The sequence below is a fragment of the Cloacibacillus evryensis DSM 19522 genome (assembly GCF_000585335.1).
GTDB classification, from domain to species: Bacteria; Synergistota; Synergistia; order Synergistales; family Synergistaceae; genus Cloacibacillus; species Cloacibacillus evryensis.
Map to the genome: position 1 here is coordinate 409305 of NZ_KK073872.1, position 21632 is coordinate 430936.

Below are 21632 nucleotides of genomic sequence, written 5' to 3' on the forward strand. Positions count from 1 at the left end.
TCTCTTATCTTATGTGTGTAAACGTGATGGGCCTGTCTTCGCTGCCGAGCGCTTTAAAAATGTAATTCTCTTTTTTCAGGCGCAGGATGATCTGTTCAAGCGAGGCGAGCGAAAGTTCCGAAGTATCGTGCATCAGGACGATATTGGGCTGGTCCCGCCTGACGTTGTTCGCCACGTTGTCGATGATGTTCTTTTTTATCGTCTTTTTGACGGCGTCTCCCGCGGAAACGTTCCAGTCATAGAATTTGAACCCGCGGCGCAGCATTTCAGCCGTCAGCTCTCCGTATATACGGGAATTGAAGACGTTTATACTGCCTCCGGGAAAGCGGAATATGGCGCACCTGTCGCCTGTTGCGCGGTATATCGCATCCTCGGCCATTGAAAAATCTTTGAGATATGAATCCACATTCATATATATCTGGAGGTATTTATGGCTGTACGTATGGACGCCGATGGCGTGCCCTTCGCTCTTTATCCTTCTTGCCACCGAGGGGTATCTTTGTACGTTTATCCCGACCAGAAAAAATGTCGCCTGAACGCCGTGCTTTTTTAAGAGATCCAAAAAGGCCGGCGTATATTTCGAGGGGCCGTCGTCAAAGGTCAGGTACACGACGCCATCCTGAAGCGCCCTCTCCTGCCCGGCTGCGCCGTAAAGTTCACTGTAGGCGCTCTGATAGCTAAAAGATGGAGGGCGGTTTTGGGGCGTGCCGTTGCTTTCAGAAAGAGATTTTTTATCGTACTGCAAATCGGATACGCGCTCCTTTTTTATCTCTGACGGTTCTTTCCGTATAAAAACATCTATAAGATATTTGCCGGATAATACGGCCATAAGCAACAGTGCCAAAATGATTAAATGCCTAAAAAATGCAACGCTTCCAAAATAACGCATCAGCCACCGCCTGAATCCTGTAAACAAAGAGATATTCCATCTGGGCTTTATCTTCTCATGTAGGTGAGTATATCAATAATTCTTGCATAATGCAATTAAAAATAAGTGTAAAATAATTGCAATAACGGTTGTGCGTATACATATTATATGAATTACAAAATTCAAGGCGTTCTGTGCGGGAAAACAGATGAAAACGCTGAAAAGATAAAAATATGCCGCGGCAAGTAAAGTTTGGTGCAAAGCGAAGAGCTGGGAAAGCCATTTTAAATGGAGGTCTTTGCCTTGCGGCTCATGGTAAAATAAAGGTCATTGAAAACGGGAAAGGACGCTTCCAATTTCCGCTTCGGTAATGGCCGTGCGGAAGGATAAGAACGTGCGAATGTTTCATGACGGCTAATTAGACGATCAAGAGGTGTATGTTCATGTGGAAAATTCAAAAGGGATCTACAAGCGTGAGCCGTACGTTCAGGCTGCCCGAGGAGATGGTGGAGGTGCTGGAGTCGCTGGCTTCGGAGAACAGGCTGTCCCTGAACCAGCTCGTCATTCAATGCCTGAGGTATTCTCTCGAACATCTCGATCCTCCGGAAGAAACAGCCCCTAAAGAAAGATAGACACAGCCGTACTGCGTCTCGTAAACGTCATTAAAAAACAAAAGCATCCGGCGGTAGATGCGCAGGATATCTTTGTTTTTGATTTATACCGAATAGACAGTCCTTTCTGCTTAATTTTTAAATATCGATCAGCATCGAAACGGCGCAATATACCAGCAGCAGCGCCATGACGGCGTTCACCGGCCTGCTGTATTTTTTGAAGAGGAGTTCGAAGAGCGCGCCGAAGAGCGCCCAGCAGAGAGTGCAGGCGAAGCCGACGAAGGCGAGGAATATTATGAAAGCGGCGATGACCGGCAGCCCGTGATAGTGCGGCAGGATGAACGAAGACATCGTCGTTATACAGTACAGGATCACCTTTACGTTGACGAACTGCAGCGCCATCCCCGAGAGAAAAGTATTCGTAACGGCCCGTCCGCCCTTTTCATGAGGCGCGTCGCGCCACACGGTCCAGGCGAGCCACAAGATATAGGCCGCGCCGACATAGAGCATGAGCGGTTTTACGGAAGGGATGACGTCGTATAACAGCGAGCTGAAAAGCGCGCTGAGAGACATCACGACGAGAAAGCCCGCAAAGACGCCGAAATTGAATGGCAGGGACCTTCTGAAGCCATACCGGCTCGCGTTGGACATCGACATGATATTGTTGGGGCCGGGGGTAATGGCGGTAAGAATGACATAGGAGAAAAACGCCGCGAAATTCATAACGATCACTGCCTCGCTTATTTTTTGTATGATATAATGAATACGTTCGGACGTTATACTGTCCTTTGTTGGATATACTATACATATCGTGCGATATATTGTCAATAAGCCAGAGGTGTGTTCTATGGAAAATATCAATTCGGTCGTCGCCGACAACCTGAAACGCCTCCGCGATGAGCGGAAGCTGAGCCTGGAGGCGACGGCGAAGCTCTCCGGCGTCAGCAAAAGCATGTTGGGGCAGATAGAGCGAGGCGAGGCCAACCCCACCGTCTCGACCGTCTGGAAGATTGCGGGCGGCCTGAAGATATCCTTCACCGACCTGATGACGCGCCCCGAAAAAGATTACGAGACGGTCGACATCAGACAGGTCGAGCCGCTGCTTGAGGACGGGGGCCGTTACCGCAACTTCCCCGTTTTTTCCTTCGACGCCGCCCGGCGTTTTGAGATGCTCTACGTCGAGATAGACCCCGGCGGCCGCCTGGAGGCCGAACCGCATCCCGCCGGCACGCAGGAATTTATCACCGCCTTCTCCGGCGAGCTTGCCGTGACCGCCAACGGCGAGGCCTTCTCGATCAAAGGCGGCGGCTCCTCCCTCCGCTTCAAAGCCGACACGCCCCACAGCTACAAAAACACCGGCGACGAGATCTGCCGGTTAAGTATGATTATTTATTATCCGGGGTAGGGTTTGTACTAAGACTAACTATGACAAACAAAACCTTAACTAATGAAAAATGAATAACAATTTTCATCGGGGCAAACGCATCAACCAGCCGACAAAGGGTAAATTGGCGTAAATCGGCGTTTATACGCACGACTAACTTCATAACCGAGGGCCTGCCAATGCTCACCGCACACTAGTGCGCCTCCGCTTGGCAGGCCCTCGGTTATTTCGTTATTCGCACGTCTAAACGCCGATTTATATTTTTAAGCCTCCCTCGCCGAGGGAGGTGGGCCGGCGCGCGGTTTTTGCGCCGGGTCGGAAGGAGTGTTGTACTGTTTGGCGCGGTTTTCCGCGCTAAACAGTGCCCGCGGCGCAAGCCGCGGAAAAGGCGGAAGAAGATAAGATCAAGATCAAAACACAAAACCCAAGGTCAAAACTCCTCCAGTCTCGGCGGAAAAACACCGCCGAGCCAGCCCCCTCGGCGAGGGGGCCTTTAAAAGCATAAACCAAAATCGCTGAATATCGACAATTTGCGTTTTGTGAGTGCCCGCTAAACCCCAATTTACCATTTATCTGATCGTTTTTGATGCGTTTGCCCTGCAATTTTCATAAAACAGCTTGACAAGAAATCCATGTTAGTAATAATATTAAAAAATGCAGTCTTGAGTTATGAAATATCGGGACTATCCAATTGAATAGCGGCAAACGCGATGATGGAGTTACGGTTGCGAATTTCGGATACTACAGACGGCCAGCGAACCAAAACAGCGTTTTTCTGTTTTGAGTGAGTCGGCTGGTCTTGCGGCATAAAAAACTAAATACTGTTAAAACGCGATGATGGAGTTACGGTTGCGAATTTCGGATACTACAGAGAGTCGGCACGCAGGTGAGAGCCGATGTTGAAGAAGCGCAATACGGCCTCGCTCCGGAGCGGAATCCCCTAAGGCGAAAGCTGTTAAGGGATTACGGCTGGCCCCGTTACAGGCGCCAATGAGCGGCCGCGGATATTTCGCGGCAATCAGGGTGGTACCGCGATGATTTGTATATTCGTCCCTGAGGCATGTTATGCCTCGGGGATTTTTTTATGCCCGCGGGGCGCGGGCATTGGCGGGAATTTAATTGTAGAAACAGTAAAAGGAGTGTTGGCGATGAAGAGAATCAAATTTACGGACATCACGCTGCGCGAGGCGGCGCGCGGACTTGAGGGGGCGCTCTCCTTCAAAGAAATCATAGAGATGGCAAAGATCCTCGACCGGCTCAACCTTGACGTTATCAGCCTCGCGCCGATCGCAAATGTGAAGATCGATTCGCTGCTGGTGCGCACGGTCGCGGCGGCGGTGAAGAAGAGCACGCTCTCCATGCCTGTCGGCTATACGGAGGCCGGGGTGGATACGGCGTGGAGCGCCGTCGCGGAGGCCGCGCATCCGCGCCTCTATGTGGAGGCGCCGCTCTCGGCGGTGCAGATGGAGTTTGTCTGCAATAAGAAGCCAGAAGGGATCATCGAGATGATCGGCAAGCTCGTGCGCAAGAGCCGCGGGCTTTGCGAAGATGTGGAGTTCGCCGCCGTCGACGCCACCCGCAGCGAGCCGGAGTTCCTCTATCAGGCGCTGCGTACGGCGCTCGCCGCCGGCGCTTCCACCGTGACGGTCTGCGATTCGGCGGGGACGATGATGCCCTACGAGTTCAATAATTTTGTCAAAGAGATATACGCCAACGTGCCGGAGCTCAAGGAGGCGGCGCTCGCCGTCAAGTGTTCCAACGAGCTTTCGATGGCGGCGGCCTGCGCGGTATCGGCCGTCAAGGCGGGAGCCTCCGAGGTCGACGTGGTCGTCAGCGGCGGCTGCGCGCCCGAGCTGGAGACGGCCTCGCACATCATCCGCACTCGCGGCGACGACTGCGGCTTTTTCAGCGGCATAAAGTACACGGAGCTGCATCGCTCGATCGCGCAGATGCACTGGATCTCCCGCTCCGAGCGCAGCAAGACGAGCGCCTTTGACACGGGATTCTCAATATCCGACGGCTCGGGTATCAGGCTGGACGCGAACGACGATATCACCGCGGTCGGCAAGGCGGTGGAGCGTCTCGGCTACGACCTCTCGGAGGAGGATATGGTGAAGGTCTACGATACCTTTATCAACGTCGCCGCCAAGAAGTCGGTTGGCACGAAGGAGCTGGAGGCGATCATCGCCACGAGCGCCCTGCAGGTGCCGCCGGCCTATGAGCTGGTGAGCTTTGTCATCAACAGCGGCAACGTCATCAGCGCGACGGCCAATATCCACTGCCGCCGCGACGGTGAGGATCTTTTCGGCCTCGCGGTCGGCGACGGGCCGATCGACGCCTCCTTCCTCGCGATCGAGCAGATCACCGGACACCATTACGAGCTCGACGATTTCCAGATTCAGGCCGTCACCGAGGGGCGCGAGGCGATGGGCTCGACGCTCGTCAAGCTCCGTTCTAACGGCAAGCTCTATTCCGGCAACGGGATTTCAACGGACATCATCGGTTCCAGCATCAGGGCCTATTTCAACGCCCTGAATAAGATTTCATACGAGGAGAATCACAGATAATGAAGCTTTCATTTTCGACTTTCGGGTGGCATGACTATACATGGGAGGACTTCTGCGCCGTCGCCAAAGACGGCGGCTTCGCGGGGATAGAGGTACACAATATCCACGAGCCGACGCTCGTGAAGAAAAACAGTATCTTTGACCCGGCAAGGGCCAACGCCGCGCACCGCGAGATGACCGAGGCTGGGCTTTCGATCCCCTGCATCGACGCCTGGCATAATATCGCAGACGGCGCGAAGTTTGAAGACAACTGCGCCGAGATCATGGATTATATCAATACCGCGAAGAGCCTGCGCGTACCCTATGTGCGCCTCGGCGCGAAGGATACGGGAAGTTCGTTCGCGGATGAGCGCGCCGCGGTGATGAGGGTGCTGGAAAAAATGCTGCCCGCCGCGCAGGAGGCCGGCGTGACGCTGCTGATCGAGACCATAGGGATATTTTCCGATACCGATAAACTCTGCGATGTGCTCAATTCCTTCTCCTGCGACAACCTCGCCGCGCTCTGGGATATGCAGCATACCTTCCGCGACGCGGGCGAGGCGCCGGAAAAAACGGTCAAGAATCTCGGCGCCTATATCAAACATGTGCACCTGAAGGATTCCGACGTCGTTGACGGCGTGATGGAGTACCGTCTCATCTGCGAGGGCAGCCTGCCGGTCGACGCGATGATGCGCGCCCTCTATTCGCTGAACTATGACGGTTTTATCTCGATGGAGTGGGACCCTCAGTGGGTGCCCGATATCGAGAGCATCGAGCTGATCTCCCTGCATTTTGTAAATACGATGAACCGTTTCGGCAACCCCGCGCGCATGGTGAAATCGAAGCGCCTTTATGAGAACAAGCGCGGCACGGGGCTCTATCCGTGGCAGAAGGACAAGCTGATCGAAAAGACCTTCGGCGCGGTGCTTGACCGTGTCGTCGAGGAATTTCCCGACCAGTACGCCTTTAAATACACGACGCTCAACTACACGCGGACCTATTCGGAGTTCCGCGACGACGTCGACGAATTCGCGCGCGCGCTGATCTCGCTCGGCGTGGGCCCCGGCAGCCACGTGGCGATCTGGGCGACGAACCTGCCCCAGTGGTACGTCACCTTCTGGGCGACGACGAAGATCGGCGCGGTGTTGGTCACCGTCAACACCGCCTACAAGATCCACGAGGCCGAGTACCTGCTGCGGCAGTCCGATACCCACACGCTCGTGATGATCAAGGGCTTCCGCGATTCGCACTATGACGAGATCGTCAAAGAGCTCTGTCCCGAACTGGAGACCGCCGCGGCCGGCAAGCCGCTGGCCTGCCGCCGCCTGCCCTTCCTGCGCAACGTCATCACCGTCGATTTCAAGATGAAGGGATGCCTTACCTGGGAAGAGGCCGTCTCCCGCGCGCACATGACGCCGCTGGAGGAGGTGCACCGCCTCGCCGCCGCCGTCGACATCCATGACGTCTGCAATATGCAGTACACCAGCGGTACCACGGGCTTCCCCAAAGGCGTCATGCTCACGCACTACAACGTCGTCAACAACGGCAAGTGCATCGGCGACCGCATGGACCTCTCGACGGCCGACCGCATGATGATCCAGGTGCCGATGTTCCATTGCTTCGGGATGGTGCTCGCGATGACTGCCTCGATGACGCACGCCGCCACGCTGTCGCCGCTGCCCTATTTCTCGACGAAGGCCTCGCTCGCCTGCATCAATCAGGAGCGCATCACCTGCTTCCACGGCGTGCCGACGATGTTCATCGCGATGATGGAGCATGAGGATTTCGACAAAACCGACTTTTCCTACATGCGCACGGGGATCATGGCGGGCAGCCCCTGTCCGATCTCAAAGATGCGCGACGTCGTCGACAAGATGAATATGAAGGAGATCGTCATCGTCTACGGACAGACGGAGGCCTCGCCGGGCTGCACGATGAGCGACACCGGCGACTCTCTGGAGGTGCGCGTCGAGACCGTCGGACACGCGCTGCCGGAGATCGAGTGCCGCGTGGTGGACCCGGAGACGGGCGAAGAGCTGCCCGACGAGGTGCCGGGAGAGTTCGTCGCGCGCGGCTACAATATAATGAAGGGCTACTACAAGATGCCCGAGGCGACGGCGGCGGCGATCGACGCCGACGGCTGGCTTCACACGGGAGATCTCGCCTGCCGCACGGCGGCGGGAGATTACCGCATTACGGGCCGCCTGAAGGATATGATCATCCGCGGCGGCGAGAACATCTATCCGAAGGAGCTGGAGGAGTTCCTCTACACGCATCCGAAGGTCAAGGATGTGCAGGTGATAGGCGTCCCCGACGAAGCGCTCGGCGAGGAGATCTGCGCCTGCGTCGTGCTCAAGGAGGGGGAGGAGGCCACAGAGGCCGAGATCAAAGAATTTTTCCTCTCGCACATGGCGCGCCACAAGTGCCCGCGGTATATCGACTTCGTCGATGATTTCCCGATGAACGCGGCGGGGAAGATCCTGAAATACAAGATGCGCGAGGACGCGGTGAAGAAGTACGGGCTGGAGAATGCGGCGGCCGTCAAAACCGCTTAAAACCGGCGTTTTGGTTTGCTGCATATAAACGCCGATTTCCTTCGGGCGGGGGAAAGATAAACTGGGATTTATCTTTTTAAGCCTCCCTCGCCGAGGCGGCCAGGGAGCCAAATCAGAGTTTTTCTGATTTGTGCGACTCGGCTGGCAGTTACACCAGAGGTGGTAGCCGCGTGTTTTTTGCGGCTGACGGAAGGAGTGTTGCACTGTGCGGCGCATGTTTTCAGCGCCACGCAGTGCCCGCGGCGGAAGCCGCGGAAGGCCAAAGACAAAACCAAGGTCAAATCTCCTCCACCCGCCTGCGGCGGGAGCCCCCTCGGAGAGGGAGCCTTTTAAAGGGCAAAGCCAAACCCGACGACTCTAGGCTCCGGCTCGGAGGCCGGAGCGCTAAACAGCAATTTATCCTCAATAGATACATTGTGATAGAATCTATAAGACAGTCTCCTATATTGGTTCATTAATTGCGGCAATAGCTGGCAAAGTAGTTAAGATAAAATTCCGGAACGCTTGAAAGGGGTCCGTGCAGTGAAAGAAAAAAAACTGGTAACGATGGACGGAAACGAGGCGGCGGCCTATATAGCCTACGCCTTTACCGAAGTGGCGGCGATATATCCGATCACTCCCTCTTCGCCGATGGCGGAGAAGACTGACGCATGGTCCGCCAAGGGCAAGAAGAATATCTTCGGGCAGACCGTCTCGCTGATAGAGATGCAGTCCGAGGCGGGCGCGGCGGCGGCCGTGCACGGCGCGCTTGAGACCGGGGCGCTGGCCGCCTCTTTTACATCTTCGCAGGGATTGATGCTGATGATCCCGGTGCTTCACAGGCTCTCGGGGCAGCGTCATCCCGGCGTGCTCCACGTGGCGGCGCGCACCGTCGGCACCCACGCCTTCTCGATCTTCGGGGACCATTCCGATGTGATGAACTGCCGCCAGTGCGGACTCGCGATGCTGGCGACCGGCAGCGTACAGGAGATCATGGATCTCGCCGGCGTCGCCCACCTAGCGGCGATCAAGGCGCGCATCCCCTTCATGCATTTCTTCGACGGCTTCCGCACCTCGCACGAGATAGATAAGGTGGAGGAGATGTCCTACGAAACACTCGCCTCCCTGCTCGACAGGGAGGCGCTCGCCGCGTTCCGCGCCGCCTCGCTGAACCCCGAGCGGCCGATGATGCGCAGCACCGTGCAGAATCCCGACATCTACTTCCAGGTGCGCGAGGCCAACAACGGCTTCTACGACGCGCTGCCCGCCATCGTTGAGGAATACATGGAGAAGATCAGCGGCATAACCGGCCGCGAATACCATCTCTTCAACTACTACGGAGCGCCGGACGCCGAAGAGGTCATCGTCGCGATGGGCTCCGTCAGCGGCACGGTGGAAGAGGCCGTCGATTACCTCAACGCGCGGGGCAGAAAGACCGGCTTCATCCAGGTACACCTCTTCCGTCCCTTCTCGCTGAAACATCTTTTCGCGGTACTTCCCGCCACGGTGAAAAAGATCGCCGCCCTCGACCGCTGCAAGGAGATGGGCTCCAACGGCGGCCCGCTATATCAGGATATATGCACCGCCTTCACCGGCACGGGGCGCGGCGTCACGATCGTCGGCGGGCGCTACGGCCTCTCCTCAAAAGACACCGACCCGACGCAGATCATCGCCGTCTTCGACAACCTCGCGAAGGCCGAACCGAAAAACGACTTCACGATCGGCATCACCGACGACGTGACACACCTTTCTCTGCCGCTCGGCGACGCGGTCTATCCCGACGGCGCGCGTCAGATGTCCTTCAAATTCTGGGGGCTCGGCGGCGACGGCACCGTCGGCGCTAATAAAAACACCATCGACATCATCAACAGCTACACCGATAAATATGGCCAGGCCTATTTCGAGTATGACGCGAAAAAGTCCTTCGGCGTCACCATCTCGCACCTGCGCTTCTCCGACGGCCCGATACGCTCCTCATATTTCGTAAAGCGGGCCGATTTCGTCGCGGCGCACAACCAGACCTACATTCAGAACTACGACATCGTCAGCGAGCTCAAAGAGGGCGGCACGCTCCTGCTCAACTGCCCGTGGGAGCCGGACGAACTTGAGGGGAAAATTCCCGCCGACATCCGCCGCAAGCTCGCGCGCAAGAGGGCGAAATTCTACATCATCAACGCGACTAAGATCGCCGAAAAACACGGACTCGGCAGCCACGTCAATATCCCGCTTCAATCGGCCTTCTTTCATCTGGTTGACCTGATCCCGATAGACGAGGCCAAACAATATATGAAGGACGCCGTCAAAAAGACCTTCTTCGCGAAGGGCGACGAAGTCGTCAGCCGCAACATCGCGGCAATAGACGACGGCGGCGCGATGCTCGTGAAGGTTGATATCCCGGATTCGTGGCTCGATGCGCAGGACGCGCCGAAACCGCGCCGCGCCGGCGAGCCGGCGATAGTCGAAAAGCTGCTCGCGCCGATCAACCGCCAGCAGGGCGACAGCCTCCCGGTCAGCGCCTTCAAAGGTTACGAGGACGGCACCGTCGAACTTGGCCTCACAGCCTTTGAAAAGCGCGCCATCGCCACAAGCGTGCCCGAGTGGGACCCCGCGCGCTGCATCCAGTGCAACCGCTGTTCCTACGTCTGCCCGCACGCCGTCATCCGTCCCTACCTGCTCACGGAGGCGGAAAAAGAGGCCGCGCCGGAGGGTTTCCTCACAATGCCGGCGATCGGCCAGAAAGACATGTACTTCTCCATGCAGGTCAGCCGTGACGACTGCACCGGCTGCGGCAGCTGCGTTACGGTATGTCCGTCTAAAGAAAAGGCGCTGACGATGGTGCCGATAGAAAAATCAAAATCGCTGCCGGAACAGTGGGCCTACGGCCTTACGATCTCCGACAAGGAGGGCAAGTTCGACCCCTGGACGGTGAAGGGCAGCCAGTTCCGCCAGCCGCTGCTCGAATTCTCGGCGGCCTGCGCGGGCTGCGGCGAAACGCCCTACGCGAAGCTGATGACGCAGCTCTTCGGAGACCGCGTCTACTGGGCCAACGCCACCGGCTGCTCGCAGGCCTGGGGCGGCGCGATGCCGGGCATACCTTACACGAAAAACAAAGATGGCAAAGGCCCCGCCTGGTCGAACTCGCTCTTTGAAAACAACGCCGAATTCAGCCTCGGCATGTTCCTCTCCGTGAAACAGCAGCGCGAAGCGCAGAGGCTGCGCGCTGAAAAGCTGCTCGCGGCCGGCATACCGGCGGCGCTCAAAACGGCGCTTGAAGAATGGCTCGCGGCCTTCGACGACTTCAACGGTTCGGCCGCGGCGGCGAAAAAGCTGACAGCGCAGCTCGAAGCGGCACAGCTCACGGACGAGGCGGCCGCCGCCGCGCGTGAAATGCTCGCCAACAAAGACCAATTCTCGAAAAAGAGCTTCTGGATGTACGGCGGCGACGGCTGGGCCTACGACATCGGCTTCGGCGGCCTCGACCACGTGCTTGCGATGGGCGAGAACGTCAACGCCCTCATCGTCGACACCGAGGTCTACTCCAACACCGGCGGCCAGTCGTCGAAATCGACGCCGATCGGCGCCGTCGCGCAGTTCTGCATCAGCGGCAAAAAAGTCGCGAAAAAAGACCTCGGCGCGATGCTGATGACCTACGGCAACATCTATGTGGCGCAGGTGGCGATGGGCGCGGATATGAACCAGCTCATCAAGGCCATGCGCGAAGCCGAGGAATACGAGGGCCCCTCGGTGGTCATCGCCTACACTCCCTGCCTCGCGCACGGCATCAAAGGAGGCATGGGCAGCGCGCAGGAAGAGATGAAGCGCGCCGTGGCCGCGGGTTATTGGACGCTCTACCGCTACGACCCGCGCAAAGAAAAGCCGCTGACGGTAGACTCAAAGGCCCCGACGATGGACTATGAGGAATTCCTTGACGGCGAAGTCCGCTACTCGGCGCTCAAACGCACCTTCCCCGAAAATGCGAAGAAATACTTCAAAGAGGGCAGCGAAGAGGCCGCGGCGAGATACGCCAGATATAAGCATATAGAAGAAAACCAGTAAATCGGCGTTTATACGCGCCGCTGACTTAGCTCAACAAGGCCGGAAAATCCTCGACGCACCAAAGTGCGCCTGCGGTTTTCCGGCCTTATTTCGCGTGGTCATTGGCACGTATAAACGCCGATTTACTCGATTGGGAGGGAACGATAAACTGGGGTTTATATTTTTAAGCCTCCCTCGCCGAGGGAGGTGGGCCGGCGCGCGGTTTTTGCGCCGGGTCGGAAGGAGTGTTGCTCTGCGTGGCGCATGTTTTCCGCGCCACGCAGAGCCCGCGGCGCAAGCCGCGGAAGGCCAAAGACAAAACCAAGGTCACATCTCCTCCACCCGCCTGCGGCGGGAGCCCCCTCGGATGAACAGAGTCCCGAAAATCGGACAGCCAAATAAAGCCCCTGGATTATAATAAAACTAAATACATATAAAGGGGGCTCTTCTATGCGTAAACGTAAAACAGAAGAAAGAATAAAAGCAATTGAGATGCACAAACAGGGAATTCCACGAAGGCGGATTGCTGAAGAACTTGGTGTTAGTCATGATTCTGTTAAAACATGGATATCTTTATATAAGAGCGGACAGAAGGACTTACTGGATGATACAAGGAAAAAAAGAACCTACAGCAAGGCTGTAAAACTTGAAGCTGTTTCGGCTCATTTAGAAGAGGGACGTACTATGGTAGATGTTACCTCATCTTTTAACATTTCAAGTCCCTCTCTTTTAAGGCGATGGTGTAAGGAATTTATCGAACAAGGGGATATTTCTAGTTCAAAACAAGACTGTCCAGATAAGAAATTGGAAGTTACAAATAGCATAGAAAAGATTAAAGAGCTGGAAATGCAGGTCGATGTATTAAAAAAAGCCTTAGAGCTGCAAAGGTGGTGATAGAAAGAAATATTAAATACAGAATCATTTTTGAATTTTCAACAAAACATTCTGTCTGTGTAATGTGTAGATTTTTGTCCGTATCTCGTTCGACATACTACAGTTGGCTAAAGCGGCGTGGAATGGAAGATAAAGACGGTCCTCTCATAGAAGCAATAAGAACGGGACAGAATATCAACAAAAACACTTATGGGTACAGGCGAATGACTCTGTGGCTCAACAACTTCATTGGCATTCATGTAAACAATAAGAGGGTAAGGCGTGTTATGAAAAAAAGCGGGACTTCAAGCGGAAATAAGAAAAAAGAAAAAGTTTAAAGTGATGTCAGGAAATATCCACAGCTATGAGAATATCCTGAACAGAGAATTTCGTTCCGACAGACCAAACCAGAAACTGGTTACTGATATCACATATATACGAACAAAAAGGGTAATATATTCCTCTCCATGATAAAAGATCTCTTTGATAATTCCATACAGGGATATCAAATCAGTCGTAATAATAATATTAAGTTAGTAAGCGATACATTGAAGAAAGCATTTGAAAATAATAATAAGGTGGTCGCTGATGGACCAATCCTCCACAGCGACCAGGGGTTTCAATATACAAGCCATGCATATTTCAACCTGACACAAAGATACGGACTCAAGGTCTCGATGTCAAGGAAAGGAAATTGTTTGGATAACGCCTGTGCAGAAAACTTCTTTAGTCACATTAAATCAGAACTCGTCAACCGAGTAAAATGGGAGAACTACGAGGAGGCCAAAGATGCTATAGACGAATATATAAGGTATTATAATAACGACAGGATACAGATAAAATTGAAAAAGGCTCCGATGCAATATCGAAGTCTCTTTATTGAATAAATTTTTGATACCCTTGGGAGCTTTTATAGCGTTGTCCGGTTTGCGGGACTCTGTTCAGGAGAGGGAGCCTTTTAAAGAGCAAAGCCAAACCCGACGACTCTAGGCTCCGGCTCGGAGGCCGGAGCGACGGAAGGGCAGCCAGATAAATCGCTGTTTATCTTTTCCCTACAATCGCGTAAATCGGCGTTTAGAAGTGCGAGTTGCTAAATAAAACGGGGGCTCCGATACCGGAGCCCCCGTTTTATGACGCAAATCGTGCTTATAAACGCCGATTTACCAGTTTTTTCAGTCGCTCAGCCTTCCGCCTTCGGCGAATAGCGTTTGTTCCGTTATATAGGAGGCGCCTTCTTAATAGGCCATGTCCTCGTCTTTGGCGATCTTCGCCGCCGCCCAGGCCGGCACCGGCGGTAACTGCTCGTCCTCCGGCTTCAGCGGAACGTCGATGAGGCAGGGGCCGTCCGCCTTGAGGCATTTGGCGAATATCTCTTCAAATTCGCTCATGCTGCCGGCGCGGCAGCCCGTAAGGCCCAGTGATTCGGCGAATTTGACGTAATCGACCTTCGCGAAATCGGTGAATTGGCGGAAGTTCCGCGTGATTTCCGCCCCGGTATGGACGCGCTGCGTACCGCGTATCCAGCCGAATGTCCCGTTGTTGAAGAGGACGTATATTATCTTCAGGCCAAGCCGTGCCGCCGTTTCCAGCTCCGCGCCGCAGAAACCGAAGCTGCCGTCGCCGATGAGCCCTACCACGGGAGCCTCAGCCGCCGTGCCGCAGCGCGCGCCGATCGCCGCCGGTATCGCGTAGCCGAGCGCGCCCATCGAGAAATTGTAGGCGGCGCGCCGTCCAGCGCGCGCTATGCGCAGAAAGCAGGAGGAATAGATCGCCGGGCTGCCCGGGTCTACGGCGAAGAAGGCGGTGTCGGGCGTCAGCCTTTCGATCGCGCGCACGAGCGAGAGCGGGTGCGGTTCGTCGCCGCAGCGCGCCATGATCGCTTCCAGCTTCTTCTCATGAGCGGCCTTTTCTTCGGCGCAGCGCGCGGCCCACGCGCCTCTGTCGGGGCGCGGCCTCTCCGCCAGCGCCGCCGTGAGCGCCGTCAGCGTTTCGCGCGCGTCGCCGAAGAGCGGCAGCGCGTCGTAGTTGTTGCCGAGCTCGCGTTCGGCGATATCTATCTGGATGAATTTCTGCCCTGAATTTGGTGAAGGCAGCTTCCAGCCGTCGGTGTTCGCGGAGTCGGTGCTCGTCGCGGCGAAGAGTATGACGTCGGCCTCTTTGACCATCCGATTGTTCCATTCGCGCCCTCCGCGCGCGCCGATGACGCCCAGCGAAAGCGGCTCATGTTCGTTCAGGCAGCCTTTGGCGTTGATCGTCGAGCCAACGGGCATCTCCTGCATCTTTGAAAGGGCCGCGGCCTCCTTCCACGCGCCGGAGTGCACGACCCCCTGGCCGCATATCATCACGGGCCTACGCGCCGCGGCGAGCAGCGCGGCCGCTTCGGTCACATCCGCCGCCGCCGCGCTGTTTCTGCACCCGGGGAAGGTCGAATAACGGCTCTGCGCGTAGATCTCCCCATCCGCCGCCTCGCCCTCAAGGGTGTTCATCGGGATACGGATGTGGACGGGGCCGGGACGTCCCGTCGTTGCCGTGCGGAAGGCGCGCCGGAAGAGGTGCGGAATCTCGCTCGCGTCGGTCACGGTAAAGGAGTCCTTCGCGATGCTTTTGAAGAGCGCCGACTGGTCGAAACCGGTCAGCATATTTTTCGGCCCCGTCTTGAGGTCGATATCCGTCGTTATTACGATGAGCGGCACGCAGGACTGGAACGCCTCGACGACGCCGGGTACCATATGCGTCGCGCCGACGCTCGGCCCCTCGCAGACGCCGACCCTGCCGGTGGCTTTTGCGTAGGCGTCAGCCATGAAGACTGAATTCCTTTCGTCCCGCGTAAGATGATATTTTATCTCGGGATATTCCTCCCATGCCTCATATAGGGCGAGCGTCGTTTCGCCGGGCAGGCCGAATACGTCGGTAACGTCATAGGCCCGCAGCATTGCAAGTATGGCTTTGCTTGCTTTCATTATATTTTTTCCTCCCATAACAAATTTTTTATAAAACAATGATTCATCATAAATGATGTATTGATTGTTATAAGATTACCCAATTATTGGCGTTTGGTCAATAGTGTAAGAAAATATTTTCTAAAAAATTTTTACCCACAAAACTGATAATACTTAAAAAATCCTTGAACAGAGCTGCTTTAAGTCTTTTATTCGCAATATTGACACATGGCCTGAGGGAGTTTATAATGAAATTACGCACTACTCTTCATTGATGAATAAAAAATAAATATCGCAGGGAGGCTTATCTACATGAGTAAAATAAAGATCGTGGTAGTCGGCGGCGGCTGGGGAGGCTGCGCGGCGGCGATAGCGGCTGTCAAAGCGGGAGCCGAGGCCGTGCTTCTTGAACGTACCGATATGCTGCTCGGTACCGGGCTCGTGGGCGGGATCTACCGCAACAACGGACGTCAGACGGCTGCCGAGGAGATGACCACGCTCGGCGGCGGGGATCTCTTCCATGTCATGGATGAATGCGCGGGCCACAAGAACATCGAATTTCCCGGCCACGCCCACGCGAGTCTTTACAATGTATATGAGATAGAGCCCGCGGTCAGGAAATGCCTCGCCGGATTAGGCGTCAAGGTAGTCGCCAACGCCTCCGTGGTCAAGATAGATAAAAAAGAGGGCAAGGTACTTTCCGTCGTCACACGCGACGGCGCGGTCTATGAGGCGGACGCCTTCGTCGACGCGACGGGAACCTCCGCCGTGCCCGGCAACTGCGTGAAATACGGCAACGGCTGCGCCATGTGCATCCTGCGCTGCCACAGCTTCGCGCCTCGCGTCTCTATCTGCACGCTCGCAGGGATCGAGGAGTGGAACGGGCGCAAGAAGGACGGGTCGCTCGGGGCGATGAGCGGTTCCTGCAAGCTCTTCAAGGAATCACTCTCCGAAAATATCGTCAGAAAACTCAACGATACCGGCGTCTGCGTCGTGCCGATCCCGGCCGCCGCCAACATGAGCGAGAAGCTCGGGATGAAGGCCTGCCAGCAGTACGCGACGAAGGACTTCGCGGAAAACATCATCCTGCTCGACACCGGCCCCGCCAAGTTGATGACCCCATACTTCCCGCTGGAAAAGCTGCGCCTGGTCCCCGGCTTCGAGAAGGCCCGCTATGAGGACCCGATCGCCGGAGGCAGGGGGAACTCTATGCGCTACTTCCAGTTTGCCAACTGCGCACACAGCCTCCAGGCCCGGGGCGAGGTCGATAATATCTTCTGCGCCGGCGAAAAGGGCGGCGCGATGGTGGGGCACACCGAAGCGGTCGTCACCGGCACGCTGGCGGGAAACAACGCCGTGCGGCTCGCCGCCGGCAAAGAGCTGGTCGAGCTGCCTAACGGCCTTGCCGTCGGAGATTTCATCAACCACGTCACGGACGAGATGAAGAGGGACGAATGCCGCGGCACCAAGTATACCTTCTCCGGTTCCGTCTACTTCGAGCGCATGAAGGAGCTGGGCCTTTATGTCTGCGATCCCTCTGAGACGGCCAAAAAGGTGGAAGCCGCCGGACTCAGCGGCCTCTTCGCAAGGAAGATCTGCTGAAACTGTCACTGCGGGGCCGCCTGACGCGGCCCCGTTTTTTCGCCGTTGACTTCACTTTTGACATTGTAAGGAGGCATACCAATGGTAACCGAACTTTCAGTCATTCATTTCATATATGTGGCAGTAGTCTTCGTTTGTATCGCTCTTATGCTCTGCCGTAAAGATATCGTCATCGTCTGCGTCCTCGGGACCCTGTTGATCGGCGCCATCCATACCGGTTCGGCGATAGAGGCCATTCAGGTGCTCTTTCGGGCGCTTATGGTGGCGGGGGAGGATCTGTTCGCCATCATGCTCGTCATCTCGCTCATGGTGGCGATGCTCAGGGTCCTCAACAGGATGGGCGCCGACTACCTGATGTTCCTTCCGTTCAAGAAGGTCATAACCGGAGCTAACCAGTCATACCTCTTTCTCGGCATCGTCTCATATATCGCAGCCTCGCTCTTCTGGCCGACGCCGGCGACGGCGCTCGTCGGAACGCTGCTGATCCCGATCTGCATCAAGGCCGGGCTCACGCCGATGGCCGCCGCCGTCGCCGTCAACATCTTTGGCCACGGCATGGGGCTCTCGGGCGACCTCGTCATCCAGGGCGCGCTGAAACTTTCGTCTACAGCCGCCAATATCACGGTGGACGACATGTACTTCAAGGTCGCGCTGCTCTCGATAACCACCGGCGTCGTAGCCGGGTTTGCCGGCTGGCTTATGCTGCGCGAAGAGCTGAAAACCTTCAAGGGCTCGGACGAATGGAAAAAATATAAAGAGACCTCCGAACAGGAGGGCAGCTATAAGCCCTGCGCCGTGTACTTCGCCGTCGGCGTGCCCGTAACTTTCTGCTGCATCATCGCCGCGATGATACATTATGATATCAAAGGCGGCGACGCCACCGCGCTCATCGGCGGCACGGCGCTCATCATCCTCACCGCCGGCACCGTCGTCAACGACGCGAAAAAGAGCTTTGACGACATAGTCGCCTTCCTCAAAGAGGGCTTTCTCTTCGGCATAAAGATATTCGCCCCCGTCATTCCCATCGCCGCCTTCTTCTTCCTGGGTGCCAACTCTGTCACCGAGATACTGGGAGAAGGCGCGCCTAAGTGCCTCTTTGACGTCGGCAACTGGCTCGCCTATCATCTGCCGATGGGGCGCGTGCCCGTTGCCTTCGGAAACCTTATCGTCGGAATGATCGCCGGCATCGAGGGCTCCGGCTTCACGGGCCTCCCCCTGACAGGAAGCCTCGCGCAGGCGATCGGCGGGCCGCTCGGCCTTGACGTCGCCTATATCGCCTCCGTTGGGCAGATGGGCTCGATATGGACCGGCGGCGGCTGCCTCGTCCCCTGGGCCTTCGGGCTCGCGGCGACGGCGGGGATCGCCGGCGTCAACCCCATCGAGCTGGCGCGGAGGAACTTTATTCCCGTACTCTGCGGGCTCCTCGTCTCGACGGTTCTAGCGATCTTCCTGATGTAGCAAGAGGCGTATTTATGACGGAGGGCCTGACGGCGGGGCCCTCCGTTTTCTGCGCCGGCACGCGCCGTACCGCCGGACTAATCGGCCCTAAAGCGGCGTCTCGCCAGCTTTACCAGCTCCGAGAGCAGGATTACCGAGAAGCCGAGGGCGATGATCTTCAGCCACATGGCGAGCGGCAGGGGGACGGTCCTGAAGAGGCCGTCCGCGTACTGCGTGATGAGCACCTGCAAGGCGAAGGTCAGCGCGAAGACGCCCAGCATCAGCCTGTTGGAGCCGAAGCTGCGCAGGATGCTGACGTCGCCGAGCGCGCGGCTGTTGAAGGCGTTGAACAGCTGGAAGACGACGAAGAGCGTGAAAAGTATCGAAGACAGCTCCGCCTCTGTGCCGCCAAGGAAATTGGTCCAATGCTGCGCCATGAAGACCGCCGTGATGTAGAGGCCGTTTATCGTTATGCTCCAAAGCATCCCCCTTGAGACGATGTTCGCGTCCCTCCTTATCGGCGGCTGGTCCATCAGGTCGCCGCGTACCGGCTCAAGGCCGAGGGTGAGCGCCGGGGGGCCGTCCATGATCATGTTTATCCAAAGTATCTGGATGGCGGTGAAGGGCGCCTGAAAACCGGCCACGACCGACAGCAGGATCACGAGCACCGACGAGAGGTTGACAGTGAGCTGGAACTGGATAAAACGCTGGAAGTTGCGGTAAATGCCGCGCCCCCACTGTACGGCCCGGACGATGGTGGCGAAGGAGTCGTCAAGCAGCACGATGTCGCTCGCCTCCTTTGAGACCTCCGTTCCGGAAATTCCCATCGCGATGCCGACGTCGGCGTTTTTTATCGCCGGAGCGTCGTTGATGCCGTCGCCCGTGACGGCGACCACGTTGCCGAGCGTTTTCAGTATCCTGACCACCCTCGTCTTGATGGAGGGCGTGCTGCGCGCGATCACCCGTATCGCCGGCAGCCGCTCCGCCAGCTCAGCGTCTGAAAGCTTCTCCAGCTCCCTGGCCTCCGCCGCGCAGTGCCCTTCGTCGAGAAGCCCGAGCTCTCCCGCGATGGCCGCGGCGGTGGTCAGGTTATCGCCCGTAAGGATCTTGACGTCGATGCCGGCGCCGCGGCAGCGCTCCACCGCTTCAAACACGTCGGCGCGCAGAGGGTCGGCGATGGCGGCGAATCCGTCAAACGCCATGCCGCTCTCGATCGCCTCCCTGCTGCTGCCGTAATCTTCGCCGGGAGAAAGCTCGCGGTGCGCGAAGGCGATCACGCGGCGCGCCCGCTCCTGAAACTCCGTTATACGGGCCGCGGCCTCTCTCCGTTCGCCGTCGGTCATGGAACACATAGAAAGTATCTTTTCCGGGCTGCCCTTGGTATAGGCCGTTATGGACGTCCCATTCGTGACGACGGAGGTCATGTTCTTTGTCTCCGAAGAGAAGGGGAAGGTGTGAAGCACGTTCCTCTCCCTGCGCAGGGCGCGGTAATCGAAGCCGGCGTCGTGTGCCGCCACGAGCAGCGCGCACTCCGTGGGATTGCCGATGAAGGCCGCCTTTCCCTCCTCAAAGCGGACCTCGGCGGTGCCGTTCAGACAGAAATTGTCTATCAACGCCCCCGCGCCGAGCTCCCGCGGCCCGCGCGGCTCTCCGCCGCCGCAGACGTCCGTCACCGTCATGCGGTTCTCCGTCAAAGTCCCAGTCTTGTCGGAACAGATGACGTTTATGCCGCCGATAGTTTCGCAGGCCGCCATCTTTTTGACGAGCGCGTTATGTTTCGACATCTTAATGATGTTTATCGCGAGGGAAACCGCGACAATGGTCGGCAGCCCCTCCGGCACGGCGGCGACGATCAGCACGATGCTGGTGATAAAAGCCTCGGAGACCGTCTCCAGCGAAGCGGCGCCCTTTGCGATAAAAGAGGCCAGCTGGATGAGAAAGACCGCCGCCGCGGTTCCCGTGGCGAGCAGCGCGATCCTTTTGCCCATCTTCGCCAGCTTTTCCTGCAGCGGGGTGGCGGAAGATTCCGCCGCCGAGAGCTCTCCCGCGATCTTGCCGAACTCCGTCGCGTCGCCGACGGCGGTGACGACGGCCAGGCCGCCGCCGCCCGTCGCAAAACAGCCGGAATAGAGCATATTGGCGCGCTCGGCGAGCGGCGTCTCCGGGTCGGCGAAAACCGCCTCCGCCTCCTTGCCCGCCGGCATACTCTCTCCCGTGAGCGCCGATTCGTCGGCCGTCAGCGACGAGCTTTCTATCAGCCTCGCATCGGCGGGGAATTTATTGCCGGTCTCAACGCTGATGATATCGCCGACGACTACCTCCCGCTGCGGAATGAGCTCCGCCTCGCCGTCCCGTATCACGCGCACCTTGGCATCGTCCGTGATACGGTTCAGCGCCTCAAAGGCCCTGGCGCTGCGTCCCTCCATCGCCACCGTGATGGCTATGGAGAGCGATATCGCCGCGAATATCCCCGCGCACTCGATAAGGTCCGCCTCGCCGCCGCTCAGGCCGCGCGCGATATTCACGCCCAGCGTGATCAGCGCCGCGGCGATCAGCATGATTATCATCGGCTCGCGGGCGGCCTCCGCGATCCTTCTCAACATCGAGACGGGCTTCTTTTTAGTGAAGCTGTTTTCCCCGTACCGCCGCCGGTTCTGCGCCGCCTCCTCTGTACTCAGCCCGCGCCGCGGGTCGACGCCGAGCCTCTTCAGCGTTTCGGCGGCGCTTTCCCGGAAAGCCTCCCGGCGCGCCGGATACTTTTCGTTCAACTGCATTCCAAGTTCCACATCCTTTCGTCTCTTAC

14 protein-coding genes and 1 other annotated feature are annotated in these 21632 nt (G+C 57.1%); of the genes, 10 read left to right on the plus strand and 4 right to left on the minus strand.

The window, feature by feature from the left end; genetic code table 11:
- Positions 1 to 4: 4 nt before the first annotated feature.
- Positions 5 to 745, minus strand: a complete 741-nt coding sequence (locus CLOEV_RS01775; protein WP_169732177.1) for a polysaccharide deacetylase family protein — start codon at positions 743 to 745, stop codon at positions 5 to 7.
- Between the two features lie 566 nt (positions 746 to 1311).
- Between CLOEV_RS01775 and CLOEV_RS01780 the strand changes: the two genes are divergently transcribed.
- Entirely contained in the window at positions 1312 to 1500 is a 189-nt protein-coding gene (locus CLOEV_RS01780) for an Arc family DNA-binding protein (RefSeq protein WP_008709033.1), read from the plus strand.
- A 117-nt stretch (positions 1501 to 1617) separates the two neighbouring features.
- On the opposite strand, the gene CLOEV_RS01785 is transcribed toward CLOEV_RS01780, so the two are convergent.
- Positions 1618 to 2202 carry a LysE family transporter gene (locus CLOEV_RS01785; protein WP_008709035.1) on the minus strand — a complete coding sequence of 195 codons (585 nt, stop codon included), beginning with the start codon at positions 2200 to 2202 and terminating at the stop codon, positions 1618 to 1620.
- A 124-nt stretch (positions 2203 to 2326) separates the two neighbouring features.
- Here CLOEV_RS01785 and CLOEV_RS01790 point away from each other — a divergent pair, with 124 nt between their 5' ends.
- The 7 genes from CLOEV_RS01790 (at position 2327) to CLOEV_RS16690 (ending at position 13738) form a co-directional block, all read left to right on the plus strand.
- Entirely contained in the window at positions 2327 to 2884 is a 558-nt protein-coding gene (locus CLOEV_RS01790; RefSeq protein WP_034441550.1) for a helix-turn-helix domain-containing protein, read from the plus strand.
- 804 nt (positions 2885 to 3688) lie between these two features.
- Positions 3689 to 3921, plus strand: a binding site (T-box leader).
- 90 nt (positions 3922 to 4011) lie between these two features.
- Positions 4012 to 5430 carry an alpha-isopropylmalate synthase regulatory domain-containing protein gene (locus tag CLOEV_RS01795; protein ID WP_008709037.1) on the plus strand — a complete coding sequence of 473 codons (1419 nt, stop codon included), beginning with the start codon at positions 4012 to 4014 and terminating at the stop codon, positions 5428 to 5430.
- The gene (locus CLOEV_RS01800) at positions 5430 to 7964 is read left to right on the plus strand and encodes an AMP-binding protein (protein WP_008709038.1); all 2535 of its coding nucleotides are present in this window, start codon (positions 5430 to 5432) and stop codon (positions 7962 to 7964) included. Before CLOEV_RS01795 ends, CLOEV_RS01800 begins: the two co-directional genes overlap by 1 nt.
- A 522-nt stretch (positions 7965 to 8486) precedes the next feature.
- A complete protein-coding gene (nifJ, locus tag CLOEV_RS01805) occupies positions 8487 to 11999 on the plus strand; it encodes a pyruvate:ferredoxin (flavodoxin) oxidoreductase (protein ID WP_218915498.1) in 3513 nt (1170 codons plus the stop codon).
- A gap of 429 nt (positions 12000 to 12428) precedes the next feature.
- The gene (locus CLOEV_RS01810; protein ID WP_034441551.1) at positions 12429 to 12872 is read left to right on the plus strand and encodes a transposase; all 444 of its coding nucleotides are present in this window, start codon (positions 12429 to 12431) and stop codon (positions 12870 to 12872) included.
- Between the two features lie 122 nt (positions 12873 to 12994).
- Positions 12995 to 13189, plus strand: a complete 195-nt coding sequence (locus tag CLOEV_RS17030) for a helix-turn-helix domain-containing protein (RefSeq protein WP_051484815.1) — start codon at positions 12995 to 12997, stop codon at positions 13187 to 13189.
- Positions 13190 to 13282: 93 nt separating this feature from the next.
- Positions 13283 to 13738 (plus strand): IS3 family transposase, encoded by a 456-nt coding sequence (locus tag CLOEV_RS16690; protein WP_281172961.1) that lies wholly within the window; start codon positions 13283 to 13285, stop codon positions 13736 to 13738.
- 348 nt (positions 13739 to 14086) lie between these two features.
- On the opposite strand, the gene CLOEV_RS01820 is transcribed toward CLOEV_RS16690, so the two are convergent.
- Positions 14087 to 15811: a thiamine pyrophosphate-binding protein gene (locus tag CLOEV_RS01820; protein WP_034441553.1), complete on the minus strand. Its 1725-nt coding sequence runs from the start codon at positions 15809 to 15811 to the stop codon at positions 14087 to 14089.
- Between the two features lie 291 nt (positions 15812 to 16102).
- Between CLOEV_RS01820 and CLOEV_RS01825 the strand changes: the two genes are divergently transcribed.
- Both CLOEV_RS01825 and CLOEV_RS01830 read left to right on the plus strand, forming a co-directional pair.
- Positions 16103 to 17392, plus strand: a complete 1290-nt coding sequence (locus CLOEV_RS01825; RefSeq protein ID WP_034441555.1) for an FAD-dependent oxidoreductase — start codon at positions 16103 to 16105, stop codon at positions 17390 to 17392.
- Positions 17393 to 17473: 81 nt separating this feature from the next.
- The gene (locus tag CLOEV_RS01830; RefSeq protein ID WP_008709047.1) at positions 17474 to 18850 is read left to right on the plus strand and encodes a transporter permease; all 1377 of its coding nucleotides are present in this window, start codon (positions 17474 to 17476) and stop codon (positions 18848 to 18850) included.
- 77 nt (positions 18851 to 18927) lie between these two features.
- Here CLOEV_RS01830 and CLOEV_RS01835 read toward each other — a convergent pair whose 3' ends face one another.
- Positions 18928 to 21603, minus strand: coding sequence for a calcium-translocating P-type ATPase, PMCA-type (locus CLOEV_RS01835; protein ID WP_051484817.1), 2676 nt, complete (start codon positions 21601 to 21603; stop codon positions 18928 to 18930).
- Positions 21604 to 21632: the final 29 nt, after the last annotated feature.

What these genes read in the sequence shown, in the direction of transcription:
- CLOEV_RS01780 (WP_008709033.1), top strand. Translation starts at nt 1,312, where the DNA reads ATGTGGAAAATTCAAAAGGGATCTACAAGCGTGAGCCGTACGTTCAGG.
- CLOEV_RS01785 (WP_008709035.1), bottom strand. Translation starts at nt 2,202, where the DNA reads ATGAATTTCGCGGCGTTTTTCTCCTATGTCATTCTTACCGCCATTACC.
- CLOEV_RS01790 (WP_034441550.1), top strand. Translation starts at nt 2,327, where the DNA reads ATGGAAAATATCAATTCGGTCGTCGCCGACAACCTGAAACGCCTCCGC.
- CLOEV_RS01795 (WP_008709037.1), top strand. Translation starts at nt 4,012, where the DNA reads ATGAAGAGAATCAAATTTACGGACATCACGCTGCGCGAGGCGGCGCGC.
- CLOEV_RS01800 (WP_008709038.1), top strand. Translation starts at nt 5,430, where the DNA reads ATGAAGCTTTCATTTTCGACTTTCGGGTGGCATGACTATACATGGGAG.
- CLOEV_RS01810 (WP_034441551.1), top strand. Translation starts at nt 12,429, where the DNA reads ATGCGTAAACGTAAAACAGAAGAAAGAATAAAAGCAATTGAGATGCAC.
- CLOEV_RS17030 (WP_051484815.1), top strand. Translation starts at nt 12,995, where the DNA reads ATGGAAGATAAAGACGGTCCTCTCATAGAAGCAATAAGAACGGGACAG.
- CLOEV_RS01820 (WP_034441553.1), bottom strand. Translation starts at nt 15,811, where the DNA reads ATGAAAGCAAGCAAAGCCATACTTGCAATGCTGCGGGCCTATGACGTT.
- CLOEV_RS01825 (WP_034441555.1), top strand. Translation starts at nt 16,103, where the DNA reads ATGAGTAAAATAAAGATCGTGGTAGTCGGCGGCGGCTGGGGAGGCTGC.
- CLOEV_RS01830 (WP_008709047.1), top strand. Translation starts at nt 17,474, where the DNA reads ATGGTAACCGAACTTTCAGTCATTCATTTCATATATGTGGCAGTAGTC.
- CLOEV_RS01835 (WP_051484817.1), bottom strand. Translation starts at nt 21,603, where the DNA reads ATGCAGTTGAACGAAAAGTATCCGGCGCGCCGGGAGGCTTTCCGGGAA.